This is a genomic window from Pseudomonas glycinis, from assembly GCF_054871425.1.
Window position 1 is genome coordinate 190,248 of the sequence record NZ_JBTYHF010000003.1, and the last position, 16,214, is coordinate 206,461.

At 61.3% G+C, this 16,214-nt stretch carries 13 protein-coding genes; 1 reads left to right on the plus strand and 12 read right to left on the minus strand.

Annotated elements, in window-relative coordinates:
- Positions 1–27 precede the first annotated feature (27 nt).
- The 12 genes from ACYSTU_RS08525 to ACYSTU_RS08580 form a co-directional block, all read right to left on the minus strand.
- Complete coding sequence (locus ACYSTU_RS08525) at positions 28–1,962, minus strand: methyl-accepting chemotaxis protein (protein WP_130902872.1); 1,935 nt, start codon at positions 1,960–1,962, stop codon at positions 28–30.
- A gap of 139 nt (positions 1,963–2,101) precedes the next feature.
- A complete protein-coding gene (locus ACYSTU_RS08530) occupies positions 2,102–3,391 on the minus strand; it encodes an adenylosuccinate synthase (RefSeq protein WP_016771943.1) in 1,290 nt (429 codons plus the stop codon).
- A 54-nt stretch (positions 3,392–3,445) separates the two neighbouring features.
- A complete protein-coding gene (locus ACYSTU_RS08535; RefSeq protein WP_498997439.1) occupies positions 3,446–4,633 on the minus strand; it encodes an ATP phosphoribosyltransferase regulatory subunit in 1,188 nt (395 codons plus the stop codon).
- Between the two features lie 312 nt (positions 4,634–4,945).
- Positions 4,946–5,815 carry a protease modulator HflC gene (gene hflC / locus ACYSTU_RS08540; RefSeq protein WP_016771945.1) on the minus strand — a complete coding sequence of 290 codons (870 nt, stop codon included), beginning with the start codon at positions 5,813–5,815 and terminating at the stop codon, positions 4,946–4,948.
- On the minus strand, positions 5,815–6,981 hold the full coding sequence (gene hflK / locus ACYSTU_RS08545) for an FtsH protease activity modulator HflK (protein ID WP_024011368.1): 1,167 nt from the start codon (positions 6,979–6,981) through the stop codon (positions 5,815–5,817). Before hflK ends, hflC begins: the two co-directional genes overlap by 1 nt.
- 96 nt (positions 6,982–7,077) lie before the next feature.
- Positions 7,078–8,379 carry a ribosome rescue GTPase HflX gene (hflX, locus tag ACYSTU_RS08550; protein ID WP_016771946.1) on the minus strand — a complete coding sequence of 434 codons (1,302 nt, stop codon included), beginning with the start codon at positions 8,377–8,379 and terminating at the stop codon, positions 7,078–7,080.
- A gap of 12 nt (positions 8,380–8,391) precedes the next feature.
- Positions 8,392–8,658, minus strand: a complete 267-nt coding sequence (gene hfq / locus ACYSTU_RS08555; RefSeq protein WP_016771947.1) for an RNA chaperone Hfq — start codon at positions 8,656–8,658, stop codon at positions 8,392–8,394.
- Between the two features lie 95 nt (positions 8,659–8,753).
- Positions 8,754–9,725 (minus strand): tRNA (adenosine(37)-N6)-dimethylallyltransferase MiaA, encoded by a 972-nt coding sequence (miaA, locus tag ACYSTU_RS08560; RefSeq protein WP_122601477.1) that lies wholly within the window; start codon positions 9,723–9,725, stop codon positions 8,754–8,756.
- The gene (gene mutL / locus ACYSTU_RS08565) at positions 9,725–11,632 is read right to left on the minus strand and encodes a DNA mismatch repair endonuclease MutL (RefSeq protein ID WP_024011367.1); all 1,908 of its coding nucleotides are present in this window, start codon (positions 11,630–11,632) and stop codon (positions 9,725–9,727) included. The genes miaA and mutL overlap by 1 nt, the downstream gene beginning before the upstream one ends.
- Entirely contained in the window at positions 11,629–13,008 is a 1,380-nt protein-coding gene (locus tag ACYSTU_RS08570; protein ID WP_370593506.1) for an N-acetylmuramoyl-L-alanine amidase, read from the minus strand. Before ACYSTU_RS08570 ends, mutL begins: the two co-directional genes overlap by 4 nt.
- Before the next feature lie 51 nt (positions 13,009–13,059).
- On the minus strand, positions 13,060–13,530 hold the full coding sequence (gene tsaE / locus ACYSTU_RS08575; RefSeq protein WP_016771950.1) for a tRNA (adenosine(37)-N6)-threonylcarbamoyltransferase complex ATPase subunit type 1 TsaE: 471 nt from the start codon (positions 13,528–13,530) through the stop codon (positions 13,060–13,062).
- Positions 13,518–15,017, minus strand: coding sequence for an NAD(P)H-hydrate dehydratase (locus ACYSTU_RS08580; protein WP_498997456.1), 1,500 nt, complete (start codon positions 15,015–15,017; stop codon positions 13,518–13,520). The genes tsaE and ACYSTU_RS08580 overlap by 13 nt, the downstream gene beginning before the upstream one ends.
- A 63-nt stretch (positions 15,018–15,080) precedes the next feature.
- Here ACYSTU_RS08580 and queG point away from each other — a divergent pair, with 63 nt between their 5' ends.
- Positions 15,081–16,193, plus strand: a complete 1,113-nt coding sequence (gene queG / locus ACYSTU_RS08585) for a tRNA epoxyqueuosine(34) reductase QueG (protein ID WP_498997459.1) — start codon at positions 15,081–15,083, stop codon at positions 16,191–16,193.
- Positions 16,194–16,214 lie beyond the last annotated feature (21 nt).

A 16,214-nucleotide genomic window follows, 5' to 3' on the forward strand; every position in this document is an offset into this window, starting at 1 on the left:
GCTGCCGCAGGCTACGATCTTTTGATCTTAAGCGCGGAACTGTCCCAGGCTAGCCTTCAACTGCGCCGCCAGACCATCCAGCACCTTGCCACTGGCCGTGGTCTCCACCACTGCCTGCGCCGCTTTCTCGGCTTGGGCGTGAATCGTCTCGACGCGCCCACGCACTGCCTGTGCACCCTGCGCCTGATGCGCTGCTGCTTGCGTCGCCAGACCGATCGCCGCGTGCACCTGCTCAACCGAAGCCTGCACCGACTGCTGCAACCGCGCACTGTCGCGCAAGACCAGCAAACCTTCGCTGGCCTGCCGTCCGGCCTGACCAATCGCCTCGACTGCCTCACGTGCGCCTTGCTGCAGAGCGACTATGTGCGCTTGGATATCGCCCGTCGAGCTCTGCGTTTTGCTCGCCAGGGCACGCACTTCATCCGCCACCACGGCAAACCCACGCCCGGTTTCACCGGCGCGCGCCGCCTCGATCGCAGCGTTCAATGCCAGCAGGTTGGTCTGTTCGGCGATGCCGTGAATCACCGTCAGCACCACCTCGATCTGCTCGCTCTGCTGCGCCAGTCGCTCGATAACCTTCGCCCCGGTATCGACCTGCCCGGCCAGCGCTTCGATCAGGCTGCCGACCTTGGCGGAAGTACGAGTGTTCTCATCGGTGGCCTGACGAATATCGACAACCTGCTTCAGCGCCGCCTGCATCGCCTGACTTTCCGACTGCGCCTCGTCTGCCATTTGCGACAGCGCGCGAAGGCTTTCTGCAACTTCATCGCGCTGCATTCCGGCAGCCGCATCGGCGCCAGCGTTGCGCAAAGTCATCGCGCCGATTTCCACGCCAGTGCGCTGAGCGACATCGCCCGCCTCGCGTACGATCGGCTGCAATTTATCCACAAAGCGATTGACCGCCGAGGCCATGTCGCCGATTTCATCCTTGCTGTTGATCTGCACACGCTTGGTCAGATCGCCCTCGCCCGCTGCCAGATCGTCCATCGCCGCATTGAGCATTTTCAGACGATTGACCACACGATGACCGAGCACCACGGCCAGCAACAGCAGGACGCCGCAACCGACCAGTGCCAGGCCAAGGCCGATACGCCAGCGCAGTGTCGCGGCAGCGTCTTGAACGGTTTGTGCGGTGTTGGCTTTCATTTCGCCAGCGGTGCCCTGCGCCGATTGCAGGCGCGCCTGCATTGCCTTGGCGCTGTCCGCCGCTGCGCCTTTGAGGCTGTCGCCGACCAATTGATCGCTGCTGGCAATTAGCGCGAGGAAGCGCTTGTCGAGCTCGGCCAGATCGCTTTCCACCGAGGCCGTGGACACGCCCATCAGCACTTTGCCGATTTCCACGCCATTGGGATTGATCGAGGCTTCGAGGTAGTAAACCGAAGGATCGTTTTTCGCCGCATCGAGTACTTTATCCAGCGCACGCTCGCCCTGACCTTTTTCCAGCAAGGCCTTGTTGATCGGATTTTCACGGTTGAGATAACGGGTCAGATGCTGGCCGGTGGCGTCGTCATACACCACGAACAGCACGTTGGGATTGCGCTGGGCGCGACGAGCGAACTCCGACAGCGTCGGCACGTCGCTGTCCCACATCGCACGCGGCGCTACGGATGCAAGCAACTGCGCCATGTCGTTGGCCGAATCCTTCAGATCCTTTTCCAGCGTCGCCCGCAGTTGCGCCTGCTCTTCCTTTAAGCGCGCGGACAGGCCAGCCGTGAGGCGCTGACGAGTACTGGCTGACAGCGCATCAAGACTCGAAGTGACTTCACGCCCGGCCTGTTCCAGCTCACCGGAGAGCTTCTGGCTGTCGGCGCCCAGGCGCACGGCCAGATCGGCTTCGAGCGCCGTGACCGTGCTCCGCGTCAGGGCAACCGCCACCAACACCTGCACCAAAAGGGCGATACCAAGGGTAACGAACACCGGCCGCAACAAACGGCTTTGTAACAGTGAGAGAACGGCTGACACTTTAAATCCCTCTACTTCTGACGCCATTAATTTGATGGCACTCTTGTAGACAGATTCACAGCAAAGGTCATGCCGTCCAACAGGCATAAACGACAAAGGCCCCGATTAAGGGGCCTTTGTTTTTTACATCAACGACTTATCAAGCGAACGGATGACGCAGAACGATGGTTTCGTTGCGGTCCGGGCCCGTCGAAATAATGTCGATCGGCGCGCCGATCAACTCTTCAACGCGTTTGATGTAGGCACGAGCATTGGCCGGCAGCTCTTCCAGGGTCTTGGCACCCACGGTCGATTCGCTCCAGCCCGGCACTTCTTCGTACACCGGCTGCAGGCCGACGTAGCTGTCAGCATCGGTCGGCGCAACGGCATTGCCCTGCGCGTCTTTGTAGCCGACGCAGATGTTGATGGTTTCCAGGCCGTCGAGTACGTCCAGCTTGGTCAGGCAGATGCCCGAGATGCTGTTCACATCGATAGCGCGACGCAGGATGACGGCGTCGAACCAGCCGCAACGACGGGCGCGGCCAGTGGTGGCGCCGAACTCGTGACCTTGCTTGGCCAGGTGCGCACCAACTTCGTCGAACAGCTCGGTCGGGAACGGGCCGGAACCGACGCGAGTGGTGTAGGCCTTGGTGATGCCCAGGATGTAGTCGAGGAACATCGGACCCACGCCCGAACCAGTCGCCACGCCGCCAGCGGTGGTGTTGGAGCTGGTCACGTACGGGTAGGTGCCGTGGTCGATGTCGAGCAAAGAACCTTGCGCGCCTTCAAACATGATGTCCTTGCCGGCACGACGCAGGTCGTGCAGCTCAGCGGTCACGTCGAGCATCAGCGGCTTGAGCAGCTCAGCGTATTCCTTGCACTCGGCCAGGGTCTTTTCGAACTCGATGGCTGGCTCTTTGTAGTAACCGACCAGCATGAAGTTGTGGTAGTCCACCAGTTCACGCAGCTTGTCTTCGAAGCGCGGCATGTTCAGCAGGTCGCCGACACGCAGGCCACGACGGGCAACCTTGTCTTCGTAAGCCGGGCCGATGCCGCGACCGGTAGTACCGATCTTCAGCTCGCCACGGGCCTTTTCACGGGCCTGGTCCAGCGCGACGTGGAAGGACAGGATCAGCGGGCAGGACGGGCTGATACGCAGGCGCTCGCGCACCGGTACGCCTTTCTCTTCCAGCTTGGTGATCTCGCGCAGCAGGGCGTCAGGTGCAACCACCACGCCGTTGCCGATCAGGCATTGCACGCCTTCGCGCAGCACGCCCGACGGAATCAGGTGCAAGACGGTTTTCTCGCCGTCGATCACCAGCGTGTGACCCGCGTTGTGGCCACCCTGGTAGCGCACTACGGCGGCAGCATGTTCGGTCAGCAGATCAACGATCTTGCCTTTGCCCTCATCACCCCACTGGGTGCCCAGGACTACGACATTCTTACCCATAACACTTGTCCTCATTCGCGCAAACTTGGTGCCGGCGATGGCCGGCAGGAAAACTCAAGAAGCCAGTGGCGATACTTGCCAAAGCCCGTTCTGCTGAATCAATTGCCGGTCGCAGTCCGCATCACGGGCGGCGGCCAAAGGTTGTCCAGGCAAGGCCTGAACGACACGCTGACCCTCACTGCGCAACTGGCAAACCTGCTGCCAGAGTGCCGCATCCGTACTGTCAGGCATCCAGATACCGCCAGACGGTAGCTCGATCTCAGCACGCCCCAGGGTCACCAGGGTTTTCAAATCGGTAGAGAAACCAGTCGCCGGACGGGCGCGACCGAAGTCGGCACCGATGTCATCGTAACGACCGCCCTGAGCGATGGACTGGCCAACGCCCGGCACGAACACCGCGAACACCACACCGGTGTGGTAGTGGTAGCCGCGCAACTCGCCGAGGTCGAAATACAGCGGCAGCTGCGGGAAGCGCACGGAAAGACGCTCGGCGATCGCCAGCAGATCTTCCAGCGCCGCCAGCACCGGCGCCGGGGCATTGGCCAGACGCTCGCGGGCAGCGCTCAACACTTCACGGCCGCCACACAGATCAACCAGTGCGCGCAGCATGCCCGACACATCGGCCGGCAGGCCTTCGGTCAGGGTAATCACTTCATCGATGGCCTTGCGCTGCAGGGCATCGAACAACTGCTGTTCAACTTCACCAGACAGACCGGCGGCGCGCGCCAGACCACGGTAGATGCCGACATGGCCGAGGTCCATGTGCACGTCCGGCACATCGGCCAGTTGCAGCATGGCCAGCATCAGGCTGATGACTTCGACATCGCTGCTCGGGCTGGCGTCGCCGTACAGCTCGGCGCCCAGCTGGATCGGGCTGCGCGAGGACGACAATGCACGCGGCTGAGCATGCAGGACGCTGCCGGCGTAGCACAGACGGCTCGGGCCTTCGCGACGCAGGGTGTGCGCATCGATGCGCGCCACTTGCGGCGTGATGTCGGCGCGGAAACCCATCTGCCGGCCCGATTGCGGGTCGATGACCTTGAAGGTACGCAGATCCAGGTCCTGGCCCGCGCCGGTCAGCAGGGATTCCAGGTACTCGATATGGGGAGTCACGACGAACTCGTAACCCCAGCTCTGGAACAGATCCAACACCTGACGACGCGCGACTTCAATGCGCGCCGCCTCCGGTGGCAGTACTTCTTCGATGCCATCTGGCAGCAGCCAGCGGTCTACCGTTGCCATTACGCCATTCCCCTTTGATCCGGGCGGCCAGCACTAGGCGAGCCTTGAGTGAAGCAGAAAATGACCGGGGCGTTCAAAACGCACGCGCATGAACGACGCAGCGAAAGGCCGGCTGGCGGCTTCGCCCATCACTTTCCTCGAAAAACGCCCGGGCTATTCAAACCCGATGTCTGCAACAAAAACAGCAATCAAACGTGCAGACGCAAAAAAGCCGGGAATTTCCCGGCTGCCGCATCATACACACGTTTTCCGAAAGGATCACCCCGCCCGAGGTTTTAGCCGCCGGGCGGACTGATTCAGGTCAACGTCGTATCAAGGTTTGGCTTTTTCCAGATAACGGAAGAAGTCGCTGCTTGGGTCGAGGACCAGGACGTCGGATTTGTTCGCGAAGCTTTCACGGTAGGCACGCAGGCTACGGTAGAAACCGTAGAACTCCTGGTCCTGGCCGTAGGCCTTGGAGTAGATCGCAGCAGCCTGGGCGTCACCGTCACCGCGAACCTCTTCGGATTCACGATAGGCTTCGGCCAGCAGCACGCGGCGTTGACGATCGGCGTCGGCACGGATGCCTTCGGCCAGCTCGTTACCCTTGGCGCGGTGCTCGCGAGCTTCACGCTCACGCTCGGTGCTCATACGTTCGAACACACTGCGGTTCACTTCCTTCGGCAGATCGATGGCCTTGACCCGGACATCGACCACTTCGATACCCAGCTCTTTTTCCGCCATCTTGTTCAGCGACGCAGTGATGTCAGCCATCAGCGCATCACGCTCACCCGACACCACTTCGTGCAGGGTGCGCTTGCCGAACTGGTCACGCAGGCCCGATTCGAGACGACGGGACAAACGCTCGTCGGCGATCTGCTTCAGACCCGAAGTCGCGGTGTAGAAGCGCTCGGCATCTTTCACCCGCCACTTGGCGTAGGCATCGACCATCACGGCTTTCTTTTCCAGAGTCAGGAAGCGCTGCGTCGGTGCATCCAGCGTCAGCAGACGCGCGTCGAATTTGCGCACCTGGTTGACGTAAGGCACCTTCACATGCAGACCCGGCTGGACATCGGCCTGAACCACACGACCGAATTGCAGCAGCACCGCGCGCTCGGTCTGAGCGACGATGTAGAAGCAATTCCAGCCCACCAGTACCACAACGACGCCAACGATCAGGGCGATCAGCGATTTATTGCTCATCAGCGGGTCTCCCTTGTACGCGTCTGCGGCACGTCGGTGACATGCGGCGTGACGTCCGTGTTGTTGCTGGCGGCCGAACCGGTCACCGGTGCATTACCCGAACTGTTCTGGATCATCTTGTCCAACGGCAGGTAGAGCAGATTGCTCTGGCCGTTCTTGTTGCCGGTCACGAGGACCTTGCTGGTATTGCTGAAGACTTCCTGCATGGTGTCCAGGTACAGACGCTCGCGGGTGACTTCAGGTGCCTTGCGATACTCGGCGACCAGTTTGGTGAAGCGATCGGCCTCACCCTTGGCGCGCGAGATGGTCTCGTCGCGATAACCGTTGGCATCTTCGATGATGCGCTGGGCCTGACCACGGGCTTCCGGCACAACGCCGTTGGCGTAGGTTTCAGCCTGGTTGCGCGAACGCTGCTCGTCTTCACGGGCGCGGATCACGTCATCGAAGGCTTCCTGTACTTCACGCGGTGCCGCTGCACTCTGTACGTTGACCTGGGTGACGGTGATACCGGTGCGATAGGTATCGAGGAAACGTTGCAGACGCTCCTTGATTTCGCTGGCCATCAATTCACGACCTTCGGTCAGCACCTGATCCATGGCGGTGGAACCGACCACGTGACGCAGTGCACTTTCAGTCGCGTGCTGCAGGCTGATTTCCGGCTGATCGACGTTCAGCACGAAGTCCTGCAGGTTGCTGATCTTGTACTGCACGGTCAGCGGCACTTCGACGATATTCTCGTCTTCAGTCAGCATCTGGCCCTGCTTGGTATACGCACGCTCACGCGTCACGTTCTCCATGTACTTCTTGTCGATCGGCGGGAAGTAGATGTTCAGGCCCGGGCCGACAGTCTCGTAGTACTTGCCGAAGCGCAGCACCACGGCTTGCTCCTGCTCGTCCACCACGTAGACCGCGCTGTACAGCCAGACAGCCGCGAGCACGACCAGGCCGATGCCGAGCAGACCGCCGAAGCCGCCACTGCTGCGCCCCGACCCGCCGCCGTCATCACCGCGTTTCTTACCACCACCGAACAACCCGTTCAGGCTTTCCTGCAGCTTTCGGAAGGCCTCGTCGAGATCCGGTGGCCCCTTGCGGTCGCCGTTATTGCGGCGCTTGCCACCCCAGGGATCCTGATTATTCGAGTTGCCACCCGGCTCATTCCAAGCCATAGCGCTCTCCATCTGATAAAGCAAAGACGCACCCACGGCGCGCCGACCAATGCTACAGAATGCCTGCCGTTGCGGCACAACCGCTTTGTCAGGCTTTTATTGCAAAGTGTGTTGCTCGATGAATTCCATCGGCTGCAATCCTTCGCGGCTTACCAATCGATTCAACTCGATCCGGGGCAAACGAACGGCCAGCAGGCTGACACCTTCTTCATCGTATTCTTCTTTCTGCACCGCACCGAGTTCGAAGAACTGCGCACGCAGTCGAGCGAAGCGTTGCGGCAAGCGCAAGGTACCGACGAACAGATCACTCCCGAGCAACTCGGCGATGGCCTGTTCAAGCAATTCCAGACCGCTGCCATCACGCGCCGAGAGCCAGACCCGTTGCGGCTTGCCATCGGCATCGCGCTGGATCTGCGGCTCGACGCCTTCGAGCAAATCGAGTTTGTTATAGACCTCGAGGATCGGCAAGTCCTGGGCACCAATCTCGCCCAGCACCACCATCACCTGCTCGATCTGCAACATGCGATCCGGTTCGGCCGCATCGATCACGTGCAGCAGCAGGTCGGAATTGCTCGACTCTTCGAGCGTAGACCGAAATGCCTCGACCAGCTTGTGTGGCAGGTGACGAATGAAGCCCACGGTATCGGCGAGGACGATCGGACCGAGGTCGTCAAGCTCCAGCCGGCGCAGGGTCGGGTCGAGCGTGGCGAACAGTTGATCGGCCGCGTACACCTCGGACTTCGTCACGTTGTTGAAGAGTGTCGATTTGCCCGCGTTGGTGTAGCCCACCAGCGAAACGGTAGGAATGTCCGCACGGGATCGGCCACGGCGCGACTGCTCGCGCTGACTGCGCACCTTCTCCAGCCGCCCCTTGATCTGACGCAGGCGAACCCGCAGCAGACGGCGGTCGGTTTCCAGCTGGGTTTCACCCGGGCCGCGCATACCGATACCGCCACCCTGACGTTCAAGGTGAGTCCAGCCGCGAACCAGCCGCGTGCTCATGTGGTCAAGCTGGGCCAGTTCGACCTGCAGCTTGCCCTCATGGGTGCGTGCGCGTTGGGCGAAAATATCGAGAATCAGCCCGGTGCGGTCGATCACGCGACACTCGAAAACACGTTCGAGGTTGCGTTCCTGACTGGGCGTGAGGATGTGATTGAAAATCACCAGATCGGCTTCTTCAGCCTTGACCAGGTCGCGCAGTTCCTCGACCTTGCCGCTGCCGATCAGATATTTGGCGGTTGGCCGATGACGCGGCACGTTAAAAAACGCGACGGTCTCGGCGCCAGCCGAATTTGCCAACTCCTGAAACTCCTGCGGATCTTCGCGCGCCTCAGGGTCCTGTCCATCCAAGTGAACGAGGATGACTCGTTCACCACCACCGTGGCGCTCAAAGAACAAAGGAGACTCCTATCAGGCGTTACCCGGCGCTGCATCGGCATCGCCCTGTTCGTTTTCGGTTGCGCTAGGCAGACGAATTGGACGAACCGGCACGACGGTCGAGATAGCGTGTTTGTAGACCATCTGGCTTACGGTGTTTTTCAGCAGGATCACGAACTGGTCGAACGACTCGATCGTCCCTTGCAGCTTGATACCGTTGACCAGGTAGATGGAAACCCCGACTTTCTCTTTACGTAAAGTGTTCAGGTAAGGGTCTTGTAGCGAATGCCCTTTTGACATGTGCCGCACTCCTTTAAGGATTCAATAATAAAAACAGGTAAATTCAGATGGCTTCGGCCGTCACACCCCCAAGGATAGACGGCAATTGCAAGGACTCAGCTCAATATGGAGATGGTCCCAAGGTATTTCAAGGCGCGTGGCAGATTGTCGCAATCAAGACTGTCCAGCCAGTGCAAATCGTCCCAGCTGCGCAGCCAGGTAAACTGGCGTTTGGCCAATTGGCGCGTGGCGATGATGCCCCGCTCCTGCATCTGGGCCAATGTCAGCTTGCCGTCCAGGTAATCCCAGACTTGGCGGTAGCCTACCGCACGTATAGACGGCAACCCCGAATGCAGGTCACTTCTTTTACGCAGGGCTACGACCTCGTCGATGAATCCCTGTTCCAACATATTTGTGAATCTTTGTTCAATTCGCTGGTGCAAAACCTGACGATTCGCCGGAGCAATGGCCAGGTTCGCGACAGTATAGGGCAATTGTTGGCGTCCCGAAGCGGCTGCTTCAGTACTTTGCGCAGATTGTTGCTCGCGCAGGGCGGTCATGCTCTGCCCGCTGACTCGATACACTTCAAGTGCCCGACTCAAGCGCTGCGGATCATTGGGATGAATGCGCGCCGCCGACACCGGATCGATTTGCGCCAGTTGATCGTGCAGGGCTTGCCAGCCGAGGCGTGCAGCTTCTTCCTCGATCTGCGCACGGACCTCGGGATCGGCCGCCGGCATGTCCGCCAGACCTTCGACCAGAGCCTTGTAATAGAGCATGGTGCCGCCGACCAGCAGCGGGATCTTTCCTCGCCCAGTGATCTCGGCCATGGCCTGCAACGCGTCGCGACGAAAATCGGCAGCGGAATACGCTTCAGCAGGATCGAGAATGTCGATCAGCCGGTGCGGATATTCGGCGAGCAGTTCTTTCGAAGGTTTGGCCGTGCCGATGTCCATGCCGCGGTAGACCAGCGCCGAATCGACACTGATCAATTCGCACGGCAGCACCTTGGTCAGCTCGATGGCCAGATCGGTCTTGCCCGCAGCGGTCGGGCCCATCAGGAAAATCGCTGGAGGAAGCTGGCTCATCAACGACCGCGCAGGAACAGTTTGTCCAGATCGTCCAGACCCAGCTGGGTCCAGGTCGGTCGGCCATGGTTGCATTGACCGCTGCGCTCGGTGTTTTCCATGTCGCGCAGCAGGCCGTTCATTTCCGGCAGAGCCAGACGCCGGTTGGCGCGGATCGCGCCGTGGCAGGCCATGGTGCCGAGCAGTTCGTTGAGGTGCGCCTGGATACGGTCGCTGGTGCCGTACTCCATCAAATCAGAAAGCACGTCGCCGACCAGTCGATTGGCTTCGGCCTGCTTGAGCAATGCGGGAATCTGCCGGATCGCCAGGGTTTCCGGCCCCAGGCGCTGCAATTCAAAACCAAGGCGCTGAAACCAAGCGGCGTGTTCTTCAGCACAATCGGCCTCGCGCTGACTCACGGCCAGCGACTCCGGCACCAGCAACGGCTGGCCACTGAGACCTTCGCTGGCCATGGCGATCTTCAGGCGCTCGTACATGATTCGCTCGTGGGCGGCATGCATGTCCACCAGCACCAGGCCATGGGCGTTCTCGGACAAAATATAGATGCCCTTGAGCTGCGCCAGTGCATAGCCGAGCGGCGGGATATCTTCCTGACCGGTTGGCAGCGCGCTGGCATTGGCTTCAGGCAGCGGCGCGAAAAACTCTTTGTAAGCGGCTTGCGCCTCGGCAGCAGGCAACGCCGATTGCGGACGCGGCGTGTATTGATACTGATAAGCGCCGCCAGCGCTGGCCCCGGATGACGTGTTGAACGCCGGTTGCGCCTGCGGCTGCTCCAGCAGCGCATTGGCGGCCAGACGCATCTCGCCCTGTGGGCCGAATTCGCCCGCCTCGATCCCGCTCGGCCGAACGATCGCCGTGGTCACCGAACCGGCCAGTTGATCTTCCGGACGCACATCGCCCAGCGCACGGTGCAGCGTGCCATACAGGAAATCGTGGACCATGCGCCCGTCACGGAAACGCACTTCGTGTTTGGTCGGGTGGACGTTGACGTCTACCGCTGCGGGATCGACCTCGAAAAACAGCGCGAAGGTCGGGTGCCGGCCATTGAACAGCACGTCGCGATAAGCCTGACGAACCGCATGGGCTACCAGTTTGTCGCGCACTGCTCGGCCGTTTACGAAGAAATACTGCAAGTCCGCCTGACTGCGGTTGAAGGTCGGCAAACCGACCCAGCCCCACAGGTGCAGGCCGTTGCGTTCGATCTCGATAGGCAGCGCCTGCTCAAGGAAACCTGAACCGCAGATCGCCGCCACACGCCGGGCGCGGGCTGCATCATCGTGGGCCTCGTGCAGGCTGAGGATGGTCTTGCCGTTGTGGCGCAGATGAAAAGCCACGTCGAAGCGCGCCAGCGCCAGACGCTTGATCACTTCTTGCAAGTGATCGAATTCGGTTTTTTCGGTCTTGAGAAATTTGCGCCGGGCCGGGGTGTTGAAGAACAGGTCGCGGACTTCCACCGAAGTGCCGACCGGATGCGCCGCCGGCTGCACGCGCGGCGCCATGTCCCGGCCTTCGGTCTCGACCTGCCAGGCCTGATCGGCATCGCGGGTGCGCGAGGTCAGGGTCAGACGCGCCACGGAGCTGATCGACGCCAGCGCCTCGCCACGGAAACCCAGGCTCATCACCTGCTCGAGGTCTTCGAGGTTGCGAATCTTGCTGGTGGCGTGACGGGCCAAGGCCAGCGGCAGGTCATCGGCAGAAATACCGCTGCCGTCATCGCGCACGCGCAGCAGCTTGACGCCGCCCTGCTCGACATCGACATCGATACGCTTGGCGCCGGAGTCGAGGCTGTTTTCCAGCAACTCCTTGATCACCGAAGCCGGGCGCTCAACCACCTCACCGGCGGCAATCTGGTTCGCCAGCCGCGGGCTGAGCAGCTCGATGCGCGCCGTGTTCATTACCTGGTTCATTCTTTGGACGCCAGTTCGGTGCCTGGAATGGTCAGGTGCTGACCGACTTTCAACTCGTCACTTTTCAGGTTGTTTGCAGCACGCAAGGTGGCCGGCGAGACCTGATAGCGCACGCCGATCATCGCCAGGGTTTCCCCCGGGCCGACACGGTGGTCGCGCGGGCCTTGGGCGATCTTGCCGGAATCACGCAGCCAGGCAATGTAAGTGCCCGGTGGCGGATTCTGCTGGAAGAACTGGCGCACGCCGCTGCTGATCGAACGGGCCAGCGCTTGCTGGTGGCTCGATGCGGACAGTTTGTTCGCTTCGTTGGCGTTGGAGATGAAGCCGGTTTCGACCAGGATCGACGGAATGTCCGGCGACTTCAGCACCATGAACCCGGCTTGTTCCACACGTTGTTTGTGCAGCGGCGTGACGCGACCGATGTTGGTCAGCACTTTTTGCCCGACGTTGAGGCTGGAGGTCAGCGACGCGGTCATCGACAGATCGAGCAACACGCCCGCCAGCATACGATCCTTATCGTCGAGGCTGACGTTGCCGGCACCGCCAATCAGGTCGGACCGGTTTTCACTGTCGGCCAGCCAACGGGCTGTTTCGGACGTAGCGCCACGATCAGAGAGGGCGAACACCGACGCCCCGAACGCGGCTGCGGACGGCGCGGCGTCGGCGTGGATCGAGACGAACAGGTCGGCGCCCTTCTTGCGGGCGATTTCGGTACGCCCGCGCAATGGAATGAAGTAGTCGCCGGTACGGGTCAGCTCGGCGCGGAAGCCTTTCATGCCGTTGACCTGACGCTGCAACTCGCGAGCGATCTGCAGTACCACGTCTTTCTCACGCTGGCCGCGCGAGCCGGACGCGCCCGGGTCTTCGCCACCGTGGCCGGCGTCGATCACCACGATAATGTCGCGTTTGCCGGCCGGGGCTGGCGGCAGCTTGATCGCCGGTTCGGTCGGGGTCACCGGCACTGCCGGCACGGTTGCCACCGATGGCGTCGGGGCCGGCGGCGGCGCGGCATCGGCCGGGTTGTCGAACAGATCGACCACCAGACGGTTGCCATACTGCGCGTTCGGCGCCAGCGAGAAGCTTTTCGGAGTGACGGCTTTTTTCAGGTCAATGACCACGCGCAGGTCGGTCGGGGTGCGCTGGGCCGAGCGCATCGCAGTGATCGGCGTGTTCGCGGTCTGCACGTTCAACGGCGCGCCGAGGGTGGCGCCGTTTATGTCGATTACCAGCCGGTCCGGGGCTGTCAGGGTGAAAACGCTGTGCTGCACCGGGCCGCTGAGGTCAAAGACCAGTCGCGTGTTGTCCGGCGCCCGCCACAGGCGCACGCTGTTGACCTTTGAATCGGCCACAGCGTTGACGGTTACTGCCATCAACATCAGTCCAGCGGCAGCCACCAACGCGCGAAAGCGCATACCAAACCCCATCATTTAATTGGATTCCAATGCCAAAGCGGCACACCAGGCCTCGCCACGCGAGCCCTGGGCTAAAATTTTCAGCGAACGCCCGCTGTCTTGCGGGCTAATGGTAATGGTCAGGTCGGGCTTTGGCAAAAAGCCTGCACCTTTATCGGGCCACTCGATCAGGCACAGGGCATCGTCTTCGAAGTAGTCACGGATGCCGAGAAACTCCAGCTCCTCGGGATCGACCAGGCGATACAGGTCGAAGTGGAAGGCACGAATGTCACCGATCTCGTAAGGCTCGACCAATGTGAATGTCGGACTTTTTACCGCGCCAACATGCCCCAAACCGCGAATGATGCCCCGCGACAGGGTGGTTTTGCCCATACCCAGATTGCCTTCGAGAAAAATCAGGCCATGGCCCTGGGTGACGCGGGCGATCCGTGCGCCAAAGTCGCTCATCGCCTGTTCATCGGCCAGGTACAGGGTTACTTCAGACACGGTGCTTGCTCCTCCAACAACTGACGAATGGCTGGAATCAGATCACTGGCCGCCAGCCCACGGCCGAATTTGCCTTGTTGCATACCCGCGTTGGCGTGCAGCCAGACGGCCAGGCATGCCGCATCGAACGCGCCCATGCCTTGGGCCAGCAATGCGCCGGTGAGACCGGCCAGTACATCACCCAACCCGCCTGTGGCCATCGCCGGATGGCCCTGATGACAGAGGGCCAGACGCCCGTCTGGATGGGCGATCAGACTGCCGGCACCTTTCAGAACCACTACCGCTGAATACTTTTTGCTCAACGCCAGAGCAGCGGCCGGGCGATCGGCCTGCACCTCAGTGGTGCTGACGCCAAGCAAGCGCGCCGCTTCACCCGGATGCGGGGTGATCACGCAATCCTTGGGCAACTGGACAAAATCGCTGGCCAGCAGGTTCAACGCGTCAGCGTCCCACACCTGCGGCAATGGTGCATTGGCGGCAGCCGACAGCAGGGCACGGCCCCAACTGGCCTGACCGAGGCCCGGCCCGACCACCAATACCGAAACCTTTTCCAGCAGCCCCATCAGTTGATTGGCTGACGAGGTGCCGAGCGCCATCGCCTCCGGCACCCGAGTCAGCGCCGCCGGCACATGCTCTGGGCGAGTCGCCAGCGAAACCATGCCCGCGCCGCCGCGCAAGGCCATTTCCGTGCTGAGCAGAATCGCTCCGCCGAACCCGTGATCGCCGCCGATCAGCAACACATGACCAAAGCGCCCCTTGTGCGAGGTCGGCGCACGCGGCGCAAGTGCTGGGAGATTAGCGGCACTCAGGCGTTGAGCGCAGACGGGAATGTCACTGAAAATTTCGTCGGTGGCTTGCAAGTCGTTGAACACCAGTTCGCCGATATGATCCGCCGCGTCGCCGGTTAACAGCCCGATCTTCATAGCAATGAATGTCACCGTTAGATCGGCGTGGACCGCGACGCCCAGTTCACGTCCGGTATCGGCACATAGCCCTGACGGAATATCGACCGCCGCTACCGGCAAACCGCAGGCGTTGATCGCCTTGATCGCCGATGCATAGGGCTCACGCACTTCGCCGCTCAGGCCAGTGCCGAGCAAGGCATCAAGGACGACACCGTGCAGCTCGCTTTGCCCCTGCCAGCCTTGCACCACAACACCAGCAGCCACCGATTCGGCATGGGCCAGTGCGGCATCGCCCTGCAAACGCTGCGGATCGCCGACGGCGAGAACGCGCACCGTCCAACCGGCCCGCAGCGCCAGCCCGGCCACCAGATAACCGTCGCCAGCGTTGTTGCCGTGCCCGGCGAGCACCGTCAGTTCGTTCGCTGCCGGCCACTTGCGCACCAGTGCGCGCCACGTCGCGCGGGCGGCGCGCTGCATCAATTCGAAGCCCGGCGTGCCGGCGGCGATCAGCCGCGCGTCGAGTTCGCGCACCTGCGCGGCACGGTACAGCGCGTCGGGTAATTCATCTTTCGTCTGCGGCATGCGTCTTCGGGCTCCGATGTCTGGCAGAATTATACGCACCTCAGCTCCGGTTTCTCTCGCCTCATGTCCGCCATCACCACAGACCTGCCCGCCCTCGCCCGATCGATCAAGGATTGGGGCCGCGAGCTGGGCTTCCAGCAAGTCGGCATCAGCGGTCTGGACCTGGCCGAGCACGAGCAGCATCTGCAACGCTGGCTCGACGCCGGCTATCACGGCGAAATGGACTACATGGGCGCCCATGGCAGCAAACGCTCGCACCCGGAAGAACTGGTGCCGGGCACGTTGCGCGTGGTTTCCCTGCGCATGGACTACTTGCCGGGCGATACCGAAATGGCCAAACGCCTGGCTGAACCGGAAAAGGCTTACGTGTCGCGTTATGCCTTGGGCCGCGATTACCACAAATTGATCCGTAAACGCGTTCAACAATTGGCCGACAGGATCCAGGCAGAGATCGGCCCGTTCGGTTTTCGTGCCTTTGTCGACAGTGCGCCAGTGCTGGAAAAAGCCATCGCCGAACAGGCCGGGCTGGGCTGGATCGGCAAAAACACCCTTGTACTGAATCGCAAGGCCGGCAGTTATTTCTTCCTCAGCGAGTTGTTCGTCGACCTGCCGTTGCCGGTGGATGAACCGCATAGCAGCGAACATTGCGGCCGTTGCACTGCGTGTCTGGATATCTGCCCGACCAACGCCTTCGTCGGCCCCTATGTGCTGGACGCGCGGCGCTGCATTTCCTATCTGACCATCGAGCTGAAAACCGCGATTCCCGAAGAGTTGCGGCCGTTGATTGGCAATCGCGTGTTTGGCTGCGACGATTGCCAGATCGTCTGCCCGTGGAACCGTTTCGCCCGGCCGACCGGGGAAAACGATTTCAAGCCACGGCACAATCTGGATAACGTACAGTTGGCCGAGTTGTTTTTGTGGGATGAAGATAAGTTTCTAAGCAGCACCGAAGGTTCGCCATTGCGGCGCGCCGGGTATGAGCGCTGGTTGCGCAATCTGGCGGTGGGGCTGGGAAATGCGCCTTCAACGATTCCGGTGCTGGAAGCGTTGAAGGCGCGACGGGATTATCCGTCAGAGTTGGTTAGAGAACACGTGGAATGGGCGTTAAGCCAGCATTCGGCTCTAATCCATACCCAGGCCACTACATTGCCAACGGACGGAACGGGTGACCCGTAGACTGTGCTACGAAAACGGGAC